Source organism: Pseudomonas sp. C6002, from assembly GCF_013385805.1.
GTDB lineage: Bacteria > Pseudomonadota > Gammaproteobacteria > Pseudomonadales > Pseudomonadaceae > Aquipseudomonas.
This window is the reverse complement of the sequence record NZ_JACAPH010000029.1, coordinates 129596-145423: the sequence shown is the minus strand read 5'-3', so window position 1 is coordinate 145423 and position 15828 is coordinate 129596. Positions and strand designations below refer to the sequence as shown.

The following is a 15828-nucleotide window of genomic DNA, read 5'->3' as shown; positions in this document are numbered from 1 at the left end:
TGCACAAGTCAGCGCCTGATCAGTTTTTCCCGCACCAACCCGGCCTCCTGCTGATCCAGCTCCAGCAATACCTGCTGCTTGCCGGCAATCTCCACCGCCGCCGGCAAACCATCCCGGTACACCAGCCGATTACCGCTCAACGCCGGCACCTTGCTACCCGGCAGCAGCGTACCGACCAGGTTCAGCGGATCCGCCCCACACACGGCAATCAAGCTTCCATCGTGAGGCCGCCGCCGAACTTCCCGCAGCAGCGGAATCGCTTCCGGCAACGCAAACTGTTCCCCCGCCAAACCACTTACAAACCGCCCGCCCCGAATCTCGCCCCGGGCCTCCAGCCGGTGGAACGTACGCAGCAATTCGCGCCAACTGGGCAGCCAGTCCGCCTCGCGCTCCAGCAGGCGCCAGAACACCACCCCGTAGCGGCGCAGCAAGGTCATCGCCACATGCTCCAGCGTCTCGGCCGAGTGAGCCCCCGGACGTGTGCCATCCGCCACCGGCGCCCGCCGTACCAGGGCCCAACGCCCGGCATCGTCCATCCCGCCGACAAACGCGCCACGCCCGCGCCGACTGCTGCGGGCCTGACGTTTGCTCGCCGGCGTGGTCAGGGCGCGCAGGCCGGCAAAACTGTCGGCGTTCGCCAGCCCCGCGCCCACCAGTTCCTGCAACGCGGTTTCCAGTTCGCTGCGCAGCAGATGGGCTTCGTGGATCAATTCATCGAAAAACAGCGCGCCGTTTTCCCGCAGCGCCTGATGGACTTTCTGTGCCTTGGGCGACAGCTCGGTGCTGTCCGGCGCTTCGGTCAGTCCACTCCACAATGGCACCTGGCTGCGGGGCAACAGCACCACTGGCGTGCTGCGCAGGGCCGTCGCGCCGGCCTTGTTGCTCAGGCGTGTCCACACCACTTTGCCGCTGCGGCACAAATCGTCCAGCCAGTGGGGCGCGTAATCCTTGATTCGTGCGCTGAGCAAATCGCTGTCCCAGGCCGAAGTGGCTGCGGCGTACCCTTCCAACTGCGCGACGATCTGCGGCAACACGGCGCCGCCCTGGCCGCGGGTACCGTTCGACAGGTGCTGCCAGTCGAACAGAAAACGCATGAAATCCTGCAACGCCACCGGCTCGATTTCCCGGCGCAGGCGCTTGACCGTGTAGCGGTGAATGCGCGCCAGCAGGTGGCGTTCGCACCATTGTTCGGCGCTGGCGCCGGGGCTGAAACGGCCGCGCAGCACGTAGCCTTCGCTCTCCAGCCGCGCGAGTGCCTGTGATACGTCGGCCACCGGCAAGGCCAGGGGCGCGGCGATCTCGATCAGCGTCAATGGGCCGAAGCCGCTCAGGCGCGCCCGCAGCACTTCCACCAAGGCTTCATCGAAGGTCCAGGGCTCATCGAAACCGGGCAACAGCGGCAGGTCATTCGGGTAGATCGCCGTCAAACAGCTCAAGCGCTCCAGAGCGACCCAAACGGCCTGGTCGGTACCGATCTGCAATCGGCTGGCGCGCCCACCGTCGGCCAGGGCTTGCAGCCATTCTGCCCACTGCGCCGTGACCTCCGATTCGGTAATGCACGCCAAACTCATCAGCGCTTCATGCATCTCGTCCAGGCCATTGGGCGCCGGCCAGGCTTCCTCGCACACACCGGCAATCGCTTCGGCATCCAGCGCGCCAAGGTCATCAGTGCTTTGCGGGTCGCTCCAGCGCCGGTTGAGCACGGCCTGGGTGCGGCGCTCCTCCAGCGGAGCGTCGTCGAGAAAGGTGTAGGGGCGGGCGCTGAGAATCTCTGCTGCCAGTGGCGACGGCGCCGGCAGATCACGGCTGATCAGGCGGATTTCGCCGCGCTCCATGCGCCGCAACAGGGCCAGCCAGCCTTCGCTGTCCATGGCTTCGTGCAGGCAGTCGTCGAGGGTTTGCTCCACCAGCGGATGCTCGGGCACTTCGCGCTCGCCGGCGAGGTTTTCCAGGCAAGCGATCTGGTCGGGGAACACACTGGCGATCAGGTCTTCACTCTTCATGCGCTGGATCTGCGGCGCCACCTTGCGCCCACCGGTGTAGCGCGGCAATGCCAGGGCCACCCCGGCATTCCAGCGCCAGCGCACGCCGAACAGCGGTGCATCCAGTACCGCCTGGATCAGGATGTGCTCGGCGGTGTTGCTGTTCAGGTAGCGCCACACTTCGTCCAGCTCAAAGCTGTGACTGGTGGACAGCGACAACACGATCGCATCCTCGCTGGCGGCGGCTTGCAGTTCGAAGTTGAAGGTGCGGCAAAACCGCTTGCGCAGCGCCAGGCCCCAGGCGCGGTTGATGCGACTGCCGAACGGCGTGTGGATGATCAATTGGGTGCCGCCGGACTCGTCGAAAAACCGTTCCATGATCAACGTGTCCTGGGACGGCAGCGCGCTCAGCGCCAGCCGCGCCCGCGCCAGGTAATCCAGCAGTTGTTCGGCGCTGGCCAGGTTCAGGCCGAGGGTACCGGTGAGCCAATCGAGCGCCGGTTGCAGGTTACCCGGCGTGGCGCCCAGCAGCGCGTCCAGTTGCCCCTGAAAACGCGCCACGGCAAACGACAACTCGGCACTGCGCCCCGGTGCTTCGCCGAGCCAGAACGGAATGGTCGGCGGCTGGCCGTGGGCATCCTCGACCCGCACCTTGCCGGGCTCCACTCGCAGGATGCGGTAGGAGGTGTTGCCCAGCTGGAAGATATCCCCGGCGATGCTTTCCACCGCGAAGTCTTCGTTGACGCTGCCGATGTTCAGGCTCTGCGGCTCAAGCAGCACGCTGTAGTCGGCGTTGTCGGGGATGGTGCCGCCGCTGGTCACGGCGGTGAGCTTGGCGCCCCGCCGGCCACGCAGGGTGCGGGTGATGGCGTCGCGGTGCAGGTAGGCGCTGCGCAGGCCCTGGCGCCCGTTGTAGCCTTCGGCGAGCATTTGCAGCAGTGCCTGATAGTGACGCTCATCCAGCTCGGCGTAGGGCGAGGCGCGGCGGATCAGCGTGAGCAGGGCCTGTTCCTGCCATTCCTGGCAGCTGACTTCGGCGATGATCTGCTGGGCCAGCACATCCAGCGGCGCAACCGGGATCAGCAAGGTGTCCAGCTCGCCCCGGCGCACGCAGTCGAGCAGGGCGGCGCATTCGATCAGGTCGTCGCGGGTGGTGGCGAACAACCGGCCCTTGGGCGTGCCGCCGACCTGATGCCCGGAGCGTCCGACCCGTTGCAGAAAACCGTTGATCGAGCCGGGCGAGCCGATCTGGCACACCAGGTCGACATCGCCGATATCGATCCCCAGTTCCAGCGACGCAGTGGCGATCAACACCTGCAGCTCACCGGCCTTGAGCCGTTGTTCGGCGTCCAGGCGCATTTCCTTCGCGAGGCTGCCGTGGTGGGCGGCGACGGCGGTTTTGCCCAGGCGCTCGCTCAAGTGCCGGGCCAGGCGTTCGGCCAGGCGCCGGGTGTTGACGAAAATCAGCGTGGTGCGGTGTTGCCTGGCCAGTTCGGCGAGGCGGTCGTAGACCAGCTCCCACACGTCGTTGGCCATGACGGCCGACAGCGGCACCGGCGGCACTTCGATATCCAGGTCCCGTGGGCGTGCGTGGCCGATATCGACGATCTCGCAAGGCCGGCCGGTGCCCACCAGAAAGCGCGACACCGCCTCGATGGGCTTTTGCGTGGCGGACAGGCCGATGCGGGTCAGCGGTTCGCTGCACAAACCCTGCAGGCGCTCCAGTGTCAGGGCCATGTGGCTGCCGCGCTTGCTGGCGGCGATGGCGTGGATCTCATCGACGATCACCGTGCGGGTGCTGGCAAGCATCTGCCGGCCGGAATCCGAGCCGAGCAGCACGTAGAGCGATTCCGGGGTGGTGACCAGGATGTGCGGCGGGTGCTTGCGCATCAGGGCGCGGTCTTTCTGTGGGGTGTCGCCGGTACGCACGGCGGTGCGGATCGCCAGCGGTGGCAGGTCGAGGCGCTGCAAGTGCTCGGTGATGCCGGCCAGCGGGGTTTGCAGGTTGATCTGGATGTCGTTGGAAAGAGCCTTCAGGGGCGAGACGTAGACCACCAGCGTTTGGTCTGGCAGTTGGCCGCCATTGGCCAGGCCTTGGTGCACGAGATCGTCCAGCACCGCGAGAAAGGCAGTCAGGGTCTTGCCGGAGCCGGTGGGTGCGGCGATCAGTGTGGAACGGCGCTGGCGGATCAGCGGCCACGCCTGGGCCTGGGCGGCGGTCACCGACGGGAACGTGCTGCGGAACCAGGTGCTGACGGCGGGGTGGAAACCGTTCAAGACCGTGTCCGTTGATTCTGGAAGGTTCATCCCCAATTTATGCGGCCGGCCCCGGCAACTTGCAACCCCGGGATGCATTCCCTGTGGTGAGGGATCTTGCTGCGGTAAGGGAGCTTGGTGTGGCCAGGGAGCTTGCAGTGGCGAGGGAGCTTGCTCCCGCTGGGCTGCGTAGCGGCCCCAAAAAAGCGGGAGCGCTGCGCACTCCCGCGGGAGCAAGCTCCCTCGCCACAAGAAGCTCCCTGGCCACAGCAAGCTCCCTGGCCACAGCAAGCTCCCTGGCCACTGCATGCTCCCTGGCCACTGCATGCTCCCTGGCCATAAAAAGGCTCTCTCTGCCTAAACCCCCCCGGCCGCAATCGGCGGCGCACTTTATAAGTGACGGTTGCGCTACAAACCCGCAAAATGCAACGATTCTGGCAAATGCCAACGGCATGGCTCACAAGCCTGTCGATAATAACCATCGTTCCAAACAGACCGGGCCTGCTCAATCTATGCGAATGCGCCTTATGTTACTGGGCGGCGGGAATGCCCTCGGGCAGGCGCTGATTCGCCTCGGTGCGGAGGAAGACATCGGTTTCCTCGCCCCGCGCCCGCCCCAAGACGGCTGGGATGCCGCGAGCCTCACGCAACTGCTCGACGACACCCGTCCCGATGCCTTGATCAATCTCGCCTATTACTTCGACTGGTTTCAGGCGGAGACGGTCAGCGAGACACGCCTGGCCGCCCAGGAATATGCGATCGAGCGCCTGGCTGAACTGTGCCAGCACCACAGCATCACCCTGCTGCAACCGTCCAGCTACCGGGTGTTCGACGGCTCCCGCGCGACCGCCTACAGCGAAAAAGACGAACCCGTGCCCTTGGGCCTGCGAGGCCAGGCGTTGTGGCGCATCGAGCAGAGCGTACGCGCCACCTGCCCGCAGCACGTGCTGTTGCGTTTCGGCTGGCTGCTGGATGACAGCGTCGACGGCACCCTCGGGCGCTTCCTGGCCCGTGCCGAAAAACCTGACGAACTGCTGATGGCCGACGACCGCCGGGGCAACCCGACGCCGGTGGACGATGCCGCGCGGGTGATCATTTCGGTGCTCAAGCAACTCGATTGCGCCGCGCCGTTGTGGGGCACTTATCACTATGCCGGCCACGAAGCGACTACCCCGCTGGCGCTGGGGCAGGCGATCCTGACCGAAGCGCGCAACTTCCACCCGCTGGCCGTGGAAGCGCCGACCGCCCAGGCCCACGCCGCCCGTCCGGATGCAGCCGACGAGCCGCAACACGCGGTGCTGGCCTGCAAGAAAATCCTCCACACCTTCGGCATCAAGCCACGGGCATGGCGGGCCGGGCTGCCGGCGTTGCTCGATCGGTTCTATCGACACGGTCAAACATAAAAAAGGCGCCTGAAACAGGCGCCTTTTTTTGTGGCGGTGCGCGGACGGTTAAAAGTGATATGTGTTGGCAAGTCGGATGCGCCACGGCATACGAAAAATTTGAAACCTTTGGTGCGCCCGGTCATCCATGCCAATAGGGATTGATTGTGCTTACGGCTCGTTCAGCAAAAGCAAAAGTCTGCATTCAGAAGAAGACTTCGCCCATCCAGCCATGGGCAGCCTAAAAGAGGAGCCCTACCCATCATGGCAACAAACTCTCCGGTGAATGGTTCGCCGCCGCCTTACGATGATGTGTATGAGGAAGCGCACGACCTGCAGTTCGCTTTGAGTGCCGCCGGGCTTGGTATATGGCGCCTGGATTTGACGACGGGCGAGCTGAAGACCTCGGCCACTTGCCGCCTCAACTTCGGACTCGAACCACAGATACCGTTCAGTTATGAACACATGCAGCGCCTGGTGCACTCCGAAGACAGAGGCCGAGTGGCTGACGCATGGGATCACTCGATCGCTCAACGCTGCGCCTACGACGTTCACTACCGGATCGTCACGCCCCACGGTGAAACTCGCTGGCTGCACGTGTGTGCCAGAGCCCGTTACGCCGATGACGGTCACCCCGTCGCGATGACGGGAACCGTTCAGGATGCGACCCAGGAGCAGTTACTGCAGTCGCAAAACATGGAAGCGCTGGGGCGGATAACGGGCCGCGTGGCTCATGACTTTAACAACCTGCTGACGGTGATCCGTTCTTCAGCAGATCTTTTGAAGCGTCCTTCAGTATCGGAAGAGCGGCGGCTGCGCCTGGTGCAAGCCATTTCCGAGGCGGTAAAGCGTGGTTCTCACTTCACCAGCCAATTGCTGTCCTTCGCTCGCAGGCAAACCCTCCATCCCGCACCGCTGGACGTCAATTCAAGCACGTTGGCCATGGCCGATACGATTGCTTTGCGGGTTGGCACAGGCATCAACGTACGCATCGAGTCCACAGCAGCACCCTGCGTTGTTCACGTTGACCCAGAACAGTTTGAAACCGCCATTCTCAATATGCTCATGAATGCCCGAGACGCCATGCCTGATCACGGTGAGGTGGTTATCCGTGTTGAGTCGATGGACCTTATCCCTGCGTCCAATGGTCATGCCCTTATGAACGGAAGTTACGTTGCCGTCTCCATCACAGACAATGGTTCGGGTATCGCACCGCTCAACCTCGACAGAATCTTTGAACCGTTTTTCTCCACCAAAGGCAACGGCCAGGGAACCGGGTTGGGGCTCAGCCAGGTATTTGGTTTTGCCAAGCAGTCGGGGGGAGAGATCAGGGTAGAGAGTCGTCCTGGTCAGGGAAGTACGTTCACGCTTTATTTGCCCCGCGCTTGAACGGGCTGAGTGGATAGCCCGATTGCACAAATGGAGTTAGCATCGTAAACCTTCGGCTCAAGAGCCTGTTGTTCACATCAGGGTTGCATTGTGGAAAAGCTAAATCGCCTTCAAAGCGGAATAGAAGGGCTGGATGCTCTGCTCAAGGGTGGGCTAGTCGCAGGTGCCTCCTACATCATCCAGGGGCGCCCGGGATCCGGTAAAACCATCCTCGCCAATCAGCTGGGGTTTAACCATGCGCGCAATGGGGGCCGTGTACTGGTGGCCACGTTGCTGGCCGAATCCCACGACCGTTTATTTCAGTTTCTCTCGACCCTGAACTTCTTTGATGTTTCCCGGGTGGGGGCTGAAATTCAGTTCGTCAGTGCGTTTGACACCCTTGAGAACGAAGGTCTCGATGAGGTGGTCAAGCTGCTTCGGCGTGAGATCAGTCGCCAGAAGGCCACCGTGTTAGTGGTCGATGGCTTGCTCAATGCACGCTCCAAGGCTGACTCGCCCATCGACACCAAGAAATTCATTTCCGAGCTGCAAGGGCACGCTGCGTTCGCCGGTTGTACGGTGCTGTTTCTCACCAGTTCCCGGTTGGACGACGGCAGTCCCGAGCACACCATGGTTGATGGTGTGATCGAGATGGGTGAAGAGCTTCACGGCAGCCGTTCAGTGCGCCGTATTCAACTGCGCAAGACTCGCGGCAGTGGTGCACTGACCGGATTGCACGAGTGTGAAATCACCGACGATGGCCTGGTGGTTTATCCGCGTCTGGAAAGCCTCTACAGCCATCCGTCTTTACCTGACAGTGCTGATCTGACGCGTATCACCAGCGGCATCGGTTCGCTGGACGCCATCATCGGCGGTGGCCTGCACAGTTCCTCCGTTACCCTCGTCATGGGGCCTTCCGGCGTCGGGAAAACCACGTTGGGGCTCAGGTTTCTCGCAGAGTCGACAGTGGAAGCGCCGGGCCTGCATTTCGGTTTTTATGAAAGCCCGCAGCGGTTACGTCTCAAAGGCCAATCGCTGGGGATTGATATCAAGGGTATGGAAGAAAGTGGTGCGCTGAATATTGCCTGGCAACCCACGACAGAAGGCCTGATCGACGGTCTCGGCGCACGGCTGCTGAAAATGGTTGAGGAAAAGGGCATCAAGCGCCTGTTCATCGACAGCTTGAGCGGCATGACCCGAGTGTCGACGAACCCGGCACGTATCACTGATTTCTACAGCGCCCTGATGAGCGAGCTTCGTGCCCGTGGCGTAACGGTGTTTGCCTCATGGGAGATGCGTGACGTTTTTGGTTCGGAGGTCAGCTCTCCAACCCCGGACCTCTCCAGTATTGTCGATAACCTGCTGCTGATGCGTTTCTTCGAGATTCAATCTGAACTAAGAAGAATGCTTTCGATTCTTAAGGTACGAGACAGCTTCTACGATCCTTCGCTTCTTGAAGTGGTAATCCATGAACACGGCGTTGACTTGAAGAAGGCATCAAGAAATGCATTGGCTGTCGCTGATGATTCCTGGCGGCCGGGCTCAACGTCCAAAGTCTCTGATTCGGGTTGAATTGACATGACCACCATCCTGGTCGTCGACGACGAGTATTTGATCGCTGACATTCTCGGCTATGCGCTGGAGGATGAGGGGTACATGGTCGTAAAAGCGAGCAATGGCCAGAAAGCACTCGAGGTCCTGGAGCGCGAGCGGCCAGCGTTGATCATCACCGACTTCATGATGCCGGTCATGGATGGCCAGGAGTTTGCCGAAGCGGTTCGTGCTCTGCCGGCAGTCAAACACTTGCCCATCATTCTGATCAGCGGAGCCCAGGCACATATTGGTATGGAGCGGTCGGACTTGTTCAATGCGGTGTTGAAAAAGCCGTTCAACATTGACTTGGTCATCGCTGAAGTTCGCCAACTCCTGGCTGAAGCCTGAATCGCAGCACACGGGCGTGTGCCTGGCCTCTGATCGGTACTTGCCTCCTATGGGAAGCCTGACAAAAAAGGCCCTGTATAACAGGGCCTTGGGTAGAACCTAGAACTTGTAGCCAATACCGACCATGTACACCATCGGGTCAACATCCACATTGACCCTGGCCCGAGTGCCCTGGCCCAGCGCGTTGTTATCCACGGTGGCCTTGGTGCTGATGTCGATGTAGCGCGCCTGGGCGTTGATCATCCACTTGTCGTTGATCATGTAGTCCGCACCGATCTGCGCGGCCCAACCCCAGGAGTTTTCCGCCTTGAAGTTGCTGAAGCCGGCCTGCTCGGCGCGGCTGCCGACGTGCTCGTCGTAGATCCAGGTGTAGTTGATACCGGCGCCGATGTACGGTTGGAATACCGACTTGCTGTCCAGCGGGTAGTACACGACGCTCAGGGTCGGTGGCAGGTGTTTCAGCGTACCGAGCTTGCCGTTGGCAGCGCCCAGGGCGGTGTTCTTGATCTTCACATCATGTTCGAACGGCGTGGCCGCCAGCAGTTCGATACCCCAGTGGCTGGTGAACATGTAGGCGAAGTTCAAACCCAGTTGAGTGTCGCTGCTCATGGTCGCCTTGCCGCCCAGGTTGGTCCCGGCCAGCGGGCCCTGGTCAACCTTGACACTGCTGCTGTCCGCTTTCGGGTTGACGGTGATGGCACCGGCGCGAATCAGGATGTCACCCGCTTCGTGAGCGTGGGCAACAGGGGCGACGAGGGCGAGCGCGACAAGCGACGCGCCGAGCAGGGACTTGTTCATGGGAGCTCCAAAGGACGTTATTAATTGCTTGTGTCCAATGGTAAAGATCGTAACGTTCGAGCTTTTGACTCAGCTCAATGAAAGCGCAATCACGGGTTATTCCTGCAACTCGTACACATAGATCTTGTCGGCATCCATCTGGTAGCCGGCATCGGCCAGTTCACTGCTGGACGGTTTGACCTGCATCTGGCCTTCGATCCAGTACGGCTGATACAACTCGTCGAGCTTCACGCCGACTTCGCTTTTGACATGCACGATCTGGTTCGACGGCGGTGGCGGCACGTGAATGCAGGCGCCGAAATACGGCACCAGCAGGAACTCCGTGGTGCGGCCTTCCTCGCTGACTTCCAGCGGCACGATATAACCCGGCAGGCGGATGTGCTTGCCGTCCAGGCTTTGTACGACCGGCGCGTTGGGCAGGTCCTGCTTGGCGGCCGGCGCTGACTCCACCGACAACGCATCGGCCATGCCCGACAAGTCGTGCAGCGGTTTCATGTTGGGGATTTCCGGCGGCGCGTCCGGCGGGATCATCTCCTGCCACGACAGGTCCTTGGGCTGGTCTTCAGCCCACACGGGCAGGGCCACCAGCAGTAACAGTGCGAGCACGACGCGACGCATCAACAGCTTCCTCATAAACGTATCGACAGGCCGTCGGCCAACGATTGCCGGTAGGCGCGCCAGGCCGGCACGCTGCCCATCAGCAGGGCTGCGACGAGAATACCGCCCAACAAAGTCCATTCATATTCGCTCGGCAACGACAGCGGTAGGTCCAGGCCGTAGTTGGCCTGCAAATACCCGCGCGACGCGGCGATGCACACATACAGCAGCCCGACGCCGGCGATCACGCCCGACAATGCCAGGGCGAAGGCTTCGAAGATCAGCAAGGTCGCAATATGCCAGGGCCGCGCGCCCACTGAACGCAGGATTGCCATTTCCCGGCGGCGCTCGTTGAGGCTGGTGAGGATCGCGGTGAGCATGCCGATCAAGCCGGTCAGCACCACGAACAGCGAGATCACGAACAGCGCTTTTTCAGCCGTGCCCATCATGCTCCACAGCTCTTGCAGCGCCACGCCCGGCAGGATCGCCAGCATCGGCTCGCCACGGAACTCGTTGATCTCCCGTTGCAGGGCGAAGGTGGAAATCTTGTTGTTCAAACCGAGCATGAACGCGGTGATGGCTTGTGGCGTCAGGTCCATGTTGCGAGCCTGGTCGGCGCTGATCCGGCCTTTGCCCTGGGCCGGCACGCCGTTGTGCCAGTCGATGTGAATCGCTTCCATGCCGCCGAGGCTGATATGCAGTGTGCGGTCCACCGGAGTGCCGGTGCGCTTGAGAATGCCGACCACGGTGAAAGGCTTGTCATCGTGCTTGACCAGGCTGACCACCGCCACGCCGTGGGCCAGCACCAGCTTGTCGCCGAGCTTGTAATGCAGCGCGTCGGCCACTTCGGCGCCGAGCACCACTTCGAATGGATCGGTGGCGAAGGCGCGGCCGCTGGCCAGTTCCAGGTTCTGCCGGCGGCCGTATTGGTAGTGTTCGAAATAGGATTCGTTGGTGCCCATCACGCGGTAGCCACGGTGGGAGTCGCCGAGGGAAATCGGGATCGCCCATTTTACCTGCGGGTTGGCCGCGAAGTGTTCGTAGCTGTCCCAGCGAATGTTGTTGGTGGCGTTGCCGATGCGGAACACTGAATACAGCAGCAAATTCACCGAGCCGGAGCGCGCGCCGACGATCAGGTCGGTACCGCTGATGGTGCTGGCGAAGCTGGCGCGGGCTTCGGTGCGTACCCGTTCCACCGCCAGCAACAGGCACACCGACAGGGCGATGGCGAAGGCGGTGAGGATCGCGGTAAAGCGGCGGTTAGCCAGGCTGGCCATGGCTAGTCGAAACAAATACATCTCAAACCTCTGCGGGCGTGGCGGCGCGATTGAGTTCGGCCAGCGACAGGTTGCGGTCGAACAGCGGCGCCAGGCTCTGGTCATGGCTGACGAACAACAGGCTGGCGCCTGCTTCGCGGCATTCGGCGAACAGCAACTGAATGAAGGCTTCCCGGGCGTCGTAGTCCAGGGCCGAGGTCGGCTCGTCGGCGATCACCAGCTCCGGCTGGCCGATCAGCGCACGGGCAGCGGCCACCCGTTGTTGTTGGCCGATGGACAGGGAGTCGGCGCGGCGCTCCAGCAGGCTCTTGTCCTTCAGGCCCAGGTGGGCGAGCAAGGTCGCGGCAGCCTGGTCGACGCTGCCGTGACGCTGGATTGCCCGCTGTGCCCGTAACGTTGAAAAGTGGCAGGGCAACTCGACGTTCTCGCGCACCGAGAGAAACGGCAACAGGTTGAACTGCTGGAAGATGTAGCCGGTGTGGTCGACCCGGAAACGGTCGCGGGCGCCGGCCGAGAGTTCGGTCAGCTCCTGGCCCAGCAGGCGGATGCTGCCCCGGCTGGGCTTTTGCACACCGCCCAGCAGGCCGAGCAGGGTGGTCTTGCCACTGCCGCTGGGGCCCTTGAGGAACAGGGTTTCCCCCGGCTCCAGGCGGAACGTAGGGATGTCCAGCAACTGTGGGTGACCGGGCCAATTGAAGCCCAGGTCAGACAGTTCGATAAGTGCTTGGGTCATAGGGAGGTCAGTGGTCTGGCTCGATTTGGATGATGACACCGATCAACTGTAGGAGCTGGCTTGCCTGCGATGGCATCACCGCAGTGTTTCTGGAGCACCGCGGCGTCTGCATCGCAGGCAAGCCAGCTCCTACAGTGTGGTGTTTACATCAGAATTTCAGGGTGGCTGCTGTGGCCGTCGCTTCCACACCCTGCTGGCCGCTCGGGCCAATGAGTTGTACCTGAATTTTCTGGGTGGCGGGGAAGGTCTTGAACACCTGGGTCAGGTCGAGGTTGCTCAGGGCGGTCGGCGTGCCGCAAGTGAACTGGTAGTGAGCGTGGATTTCGCTGTGGTCGTGGTGATGTTCGTGGGCGGCGGCGCCTTTGCCATCGGTGGCGTGGTCGTCATCGTCTTCATCGTGGTCGGCTTCAGGCTTGTCGCCGAACAGCGGGCTGTTCAGTTCCTGGGTGCTGATCACGCAACCGGCGGCCTTGGGCAGGCTGAACAGCACCAAAGGTTGTTCAAGTTGTTTGCGGGCAGCGGCGACCTTGGCTTTGTCGGCGGACGTTGTAGCGAGGTGTTCGAAGCCCACCAGGTTCATCGCCGGGCTGTCCAGTTCCAGCTCCAGGGCCTGGCCGTCGAGCACCGCATTGAGGCGACCCACGCCGTGTTCGTGGGCACCGAGGCTGCCGTGCTCGTGATCATGGTCGTGCTCGTCGGCAGCCTGGGCGATGGCCAGTGGCAACAGGGCAAACGGCAAAGCGAGCAGCAAACGGCGCATGGTGAAGCTCCCGGACAAAGATGAAAGTTTTGTTATGTGATCTTATAACAATTTTGCGAGGAGTTTGACCGCCTGCTTGGCGTAGCGCAAGACGCGTGGGAGCATGCTCGTCAGAAAAGTGCGGGAGTAAGTGCGATGTTGAGAATTCGTGGAACCGTCGGTGACCTGCCGGTGGACTTGACCCTGGAGCTGGATGACGGCGACTGGGCCCGGCTGGGCGCGCAGTTGCAGGCCAGCAAAACCCCGAGTGCGGAACCGGTAGTGACGCCGGCGGCGGGTAACCTGGACGAGAGCCTGTGGCAGGCCGCCCAGGATTTACTGCGCAAGGCCGGGCAACTCAACGGCCTGGAATTGCTTGATCAGTTGGAAGGCCTGGCCGGCAGCGCCTCGGCGGGCAAGCGCCTGCTGGTGCGCCTGCGCCATAGCGCCAAGGTCAAGGTAGCCAGCGGCGGGGATACGCCGCTGTACAGCTGGATCGAGTAAGGCTTAATACAGCGCGGCGAACAGCTTGCGGCGGTACACGGTGACAAGCGGGTGATCGTTGCCGAGCAGTTCGAATACCTGCAACAGCGTCTTGTGGGGCAGGCCCTCGCTGTAGCTGCGGTTGCGGATGAACAGCTTGAGCAAGCCATCCAGCGCGGCGTCGTATTGCTGGCGCGCCAGTTGTTGCACGGCCAGTTGGTACACCGCCTCGTCATCCTGCGGGTTTTGCGCCAGGCGGGCTTTCAGGTCTGCGGCGTCCGGCAGGTCGGCGGCCTGGCGCAGGAAAGTGATCTGCGCCTTGGCGCCGGCCAGTGCGGCCTTGTGATCATCGCTCTTGACCGCGTCGAGCACAGTTTGCGCTTCGCCCAGTTCACCGCGCTCGGCCAGGCAGCGTGCGTACAGGATCAGCGCGGCGGCGTTGGTGTTGTCTTCGCCAAGCAGGGTGACCAGCACGGCCTCGGCGTCGGTGATACGGCCTTCGGCAAACAGCGCCTGGGCCTGCTCCAGTGGATCGGCAGCCGCCGGTGGTGGCATCTGCACATGGGGTTCCAGCATCGCGCGCACGGCGGATTCAGGCTGCGCACCGGCAAACCCATCCACTGGCTGGCCATCCTTGAACAGCACCACGGTCGGCAGGCTGCGAATGCCAAAGCGCGAGACCACGTCCGGCTCGGCATCGCAATCGACCTTGGCCAGCAGCAACTCACCCTGATAACTCTCGGCAATCTGCGCGAGCATCGGCATCAACGCCTTGCACGGCGCGCACCACTCGGCCCAGAAATCCACCAGCACGGGTTTTTCGAAGGAGTTCTGGATCACCGCCTGATCGAAGGTGGCGGTGGTGGCATCGAAGATGTACGGCGTGGGCTCACTCATGGGGAATCTCGAAGAAAGCAGGGGATGGGGCAACTATAAGGGTTGGTGGGGTTAGCTGAAAGCGGGGCGGTCTCAGGATCGCAATCGCAGGCAAGCCAGCTCCCACAGGGGAATGCATTTCAAATGTGGGAGCGGGCTTGCCCGCGATGCTCTCAAGCGCGCTGCGAATGGTACAGGCTCACCTTGCGAAACTCCCACGGCTCGGCCAGGTCGGGCAGTGTCAGGGCGTCGAGGATACCCAGGCGCTGATACTCCGGGTGCTGGAAGTCCCGAACCCGGGAATCGGCGACCAGCGCTTCGCGGCCGCGTGTCAGGAATTGATCCAGCAGCGGCAGGTTCGCCCGGTCGTACAGCACATCGGCGACCAGGATCAGGTCAAACCGGTCGGCTTCGGTGAAGAAGTCTTCTGAATAGCCCAGTGTTACGCCGTTGAGTTCGGCATTCGCCCGGCAGGCAGCCAGGGCCAGCGGATCCAGGTCGCACGCCACCACTTCCAGCGCTCCGGCCTTTACCGCGGCAATCCCGGCAACACCCGAACCTGCGCCGAAATCCAGCACCCGCTTACCCGCGACCCACTCGGGGTTGGCCGCCAGGTATCGCGCCAGCGCCAGGCCACTGGCCCAGCAAAAGCTCCAGTACGGCGGCTCATGCAGGATGCGCCGGGTTTCTTCGGGGCTGAAGGCGCGGTCCATGTTGTCGGCGTCCAGTAACCACAGCGACAACTCGGTGCCCGGCAGCGGGCAGGGCACCAGTTGGGCGTCGCCGATCAGTTCGCTCAGTGCGCGTTGCAGGCCCAGCGGTGGCGTCATGGTGCGGGAACGAGTTGCAGCGGCCCGGTGGTCTGGGTGATCGCCTGGGTGATGCGCACCGGCGGCAGGTGCAGGATCAACTGGCCGGACTGGCTGGCGCGACCACGCAATTCAACGCGCCCGCCCGCCGGGAACGCTTGCGGGTTGAAGCGCAGGCGGAAGGCCAGGGGCTTGTTGTTGCCGATCAGCACGCTGCTGGCCAGCAGTTGTTGCGGGCGCGAACGGTCGTCGATCACCAGCAGCGCCAGTTCGACTTCCGCACCCGCCGGTATACCGTTCAATTGGCCGCTGACTTCACGCTGGTAGGCGGGCAACGGGCCGAGATCTTCTTCCACACCCGGCAGTTTTTTCTCTTGTTGCGGTGCCGGAGCCGGCGCCGCAGGTTTTGGGGCATGGCTGCTGCAGGCGACCAGAAAACCGAGCAACGTGAGCAAAACAAGTGGTCGTAACTGCATGTACGGCTCCAGAAAGGACAAAATCCGTGGCTTAAAAAATATGAAACATAATAGTCAGCCTATATACCGTAAAGGCTATGGCTTGTCTTGCCACAGGGATGCGCTACCATG

General features: G+C 62.4%; 14 protein-coding genes. 5 read left to right on the top strand and 9 right to left on the bottom strand.

Features of this window, described 5'->3' with window-relative positions; genetic code table 11:
- Positions 1-8: 8 nt before the first annotated feature.
- Positions 9-4289 carry a DEAD/DEAH box helicase gene (locus HX817_RS19360; RefSeq protein WP_177040895.1) on the bottom strand — a complete coding sequence of 1427 codons (4281 nt, stop codon included), beginning with the start codon at positions 4287-4289 and terminating at the stop codon, positions 9-11.
- A 461-nt stretch (positions 4290-4750) separates the two neighbouring features.
- On the opposite strand from HX817_RS19360, the gene HX817_RS19355 reads away from it, so the two are divergent.
- From HX817_RS19355 to HX817_RS19340, 4 genes are all read left to right on the top strand, one after another.
- The gene (locus HX817_RS19355) at positions 4751-5641 is read left to right on the top strand and encodes a sugar nucleotide-binding protein (RefSeq protein WP_008436463.1); all 891 of its coding nucleotides are present in this window, start codon (positions 4751-4753) and stop codon (positions 5639-5641) included.
- A gap of 243 nt (positions 5642-5884) precedes the next feature.
- Positions 5885-7009 carry a PAS domain-containing hybrid sensor histidine kinase/response regulator gene (locus tag HX817_RS19350; protein ID WP_177040894.1) on the top strand — a complete coding sequence of 375 codons (1125 nt, stop codon included), beginning with the start codon at positions 5885-5887 and terminating at the stop codon, positions 7007-7009.
- 90 nt (positions 7010-7099) lie between these two features.
- Entirely contained in the window at positions 7100-8560 is a 1461-nt protein-coding gene (locus tag HX817_RS19345; protein WP_023659166.1) for an ATPase domain-containing protein, read from the top strand.
- Between the two features lie 6 nt (positions 8561-8566).
- Positions 8567-8929, top strand: coding sequence for a response regulator (locus HX817_RS19340; protein WP_003210009.1), 363 nt, complete (start codon positions 8567-8569; stop codon positions 8927-8929).
- Positions 8930-9028: 99 nt separating this feature from the next.
- On the opposite strand, the gene HX817_RS19335 is transcribed toward HX817_RS19340, so the two are convergent.
- From HX817_RS19335 to HX817_RS19315, 5 genes are all read right to left on the bottom strand, one after another.
- Complete coding sequence (locus HX817_RS19335; RefSeq protein ID WP_003210007.1) at positions 9029-9727, bottom strand: OmpW family protein; 699 nt, start codon at positions 9725-9727, stop codon at positions 9029-9031.
- A gap of 96 nt (positions 9728-9823) precedes the next feature.
- The gene (locus tag HX817_RS19330) at positions 9824-10345 is read right to left on the bottom strand and encodes a DUF3299 domain-containing protein (protein WP_008436468.1); all 522 of its coding nucleotides are present in this window, start codon (positions 10343-10345) and stop codon (positions 9824-9826) included.
- An 11-nt stretch (positions 10346-10356) separates the two neighbouring features.
- On the bottom strand, positions 10357-11622 hold the full coding sequence (locus HX817_RS19325) for an ABC transporter permease (RefSeq protein ID WP_003210004.1): 1266 nt from the start codon (positions 11620-11622) through the stop codon (positions 10357-10359).
- A 1-nt stretch (position 11623) separates the two neighbouring features.
- Positions 11624-12334 (bottom strand): ABC transporter ATP-binding protein, encoded by a 711-nt coding sequence (locus tag HX817_RS19320; protein ID WP_008436477.1) that lies wholly within the window; start codon positions 12332-12334, stop codon positions 11624-11626.
- 148 nt (positions 12335-12482) lie between these two features.
- Positions 12483-13094, bottom strand: coding sequence for a DUF2796 domain-containing protein (locus tag HX817_RS19315; RefSeq protein ID WP_177040892.1), 612 nt, complete (start codon positions 13092-13094; stop codon positions 12483-12485).
- A 135-nt stretch (positions 13095-13229) separates the two neighbouring features.
- Here HX817_RS19315 and HX817_RS19310 point away from each other — a divergent pair, with 135 nt between their 5' ends.
- Positions 13230-13577, top strand: coding sequence for a hypothetical protein (locus HX817_RS19310; RefSeq protein WP_003209997.1), 348 nt, complete (start codon positions 13230-13232; stop codon positions 13575-13577).
- 3 nt (positions 13578-13580) lie between these two features.
- On the opposite strand, the gene trxA is transcribed toward HX817_RS19310, so the two are convergent.
- The 3 genes from trxA to HX817_RS19295 form a co-directional block, all read right to left on the bottom strand.
- Entirely contained in the window at positions 13581-14453 is an 873-nt protein-coding gene (gene trxA / locus HX817_RS19305; protein WP_003209995.1) for a thioredoxin, read from the bottom strand.
- Positions 14454-14605: 152 nt separating this feature from the next.
- Positions 14606-15262: a methyltransferase gene (locus HX817_RS19300; RefSeq protein ID WP_087692350.1), complete on the bottom strand. Its 657-nt coding sequence runs from the start codon at positions 15260-15262 to the stop codon at positions 14606-14608.
- Positions 15259-15717, bottom strand: coding sequence for a YbaY family lipoprotein (locus HX817_RS19295; RefSeq protein ID WP_003209991.1), 459 nt, complete (start codon positions 15715-15717; stop codon positions 15259-15261). The genes HX817_RS19300 and HX817_RS19295 overlap by 4 nt, the downstream gene beginning before the upstream one ends.
- Between the last annotated feature and the right edge of the window lie 111 nt (positions 15718-15828).

Excerpts from the sequence above, each read along its gene's own strand:
- HX817_RS19325 (WP_003210004.1), bottom strand. The coding sequence starts at position 11,622 with ATGTATTTGTTTCGACTAGCCATGGCCAGCCTGGCTAACCGCCGCTTT.
- HX817_RS19335 (WP_003210007.1), bottom strand. The coding sequence starts at position 9,727 with ATGAACAAGTCCCTGCTCGGCGCGTCGCTTGTCGCGCTCGCCCTCGTC.
- HX817_RS19360 (WP_177040895.1), bottom strand. The coding sequence starts at position 4,289 with ATGAACCTTCCAGAATCAACGGACACGGTCTTGAACGGTTTCCACCCC.
- HX817_RS19320 (WP_008436477.1), bottom strand. The coding sequence starts at position 12,334 with ATGACCCAAGCACTTATCGAACTGTCTGACCTGGGCTTCAATTGGCCC.
- HX817_RS19350 (WP_177040894.1), top strand. The coding sequence starts at position 5,885 with ATGGCAACAAACTCTCCGGTGAATGGTTCGCCGCCGCCTTACGATGAT.
- HX817_RS19315 (WP_177040892.1), bottom strand. The coding sequence starts at position 13,094 with ATGCGCCGTTTGCTGCTCGCTTTGCCGTTTGCCCTGTTGCCACTGGCC.
- trxA (WP_003209995.1), bottom strand. The coding sequence starts at position 14,453 with ATGAGTGAGCCCACGCCGTACATCTTCGATGCCACCACCGCCACCTTC.
- HX817_RS19340 (WP_003210009.1), top strand. The coding sequence starts at position 8,567 with ATGACCACCATCCTGGTCGTCGACGACGAGTATTTGATCGCTGACATT.
- HX817_RS19355 (WP_008436463.1), top strand. The coding sequence starts at position 4,751 with ATGCGAATGCGCCTTATGTTACTGGGCGGCGGGAATGCCCTCGGGCAG.
- HX817_RS19310 (WP_003209997.1), top strand. The coding sequence starts at position 13,230 with ATGTTGAGAATTCGTGGAACCGTCGGTGACCTGCCGGTGGACTTGACC.
- HX817_RS19330 (WP_008436468.1), bottom strand. The coding sequence starts at position 10,345 with ATGCGTCGCGTCGTGCTCGCACTGTTACTGCTGGTGGCCCTGCCCGTG.
- HX817_RS19295 (WP_003209991.1), bottom strand. The coding sequence starts at position 15,717 with ATGCAGTTACGACCACTTGTTTTGCTCACGTTGCTCGGTTTTCTGGTC.
- HX817_RS19300 (WP_087692350.1), bottom strand. The coding sequence starts at position 15,262 with ATGACGCCACCGCTGGGCCTGCAACGCGCACTGAGCGAACTGATCGGC.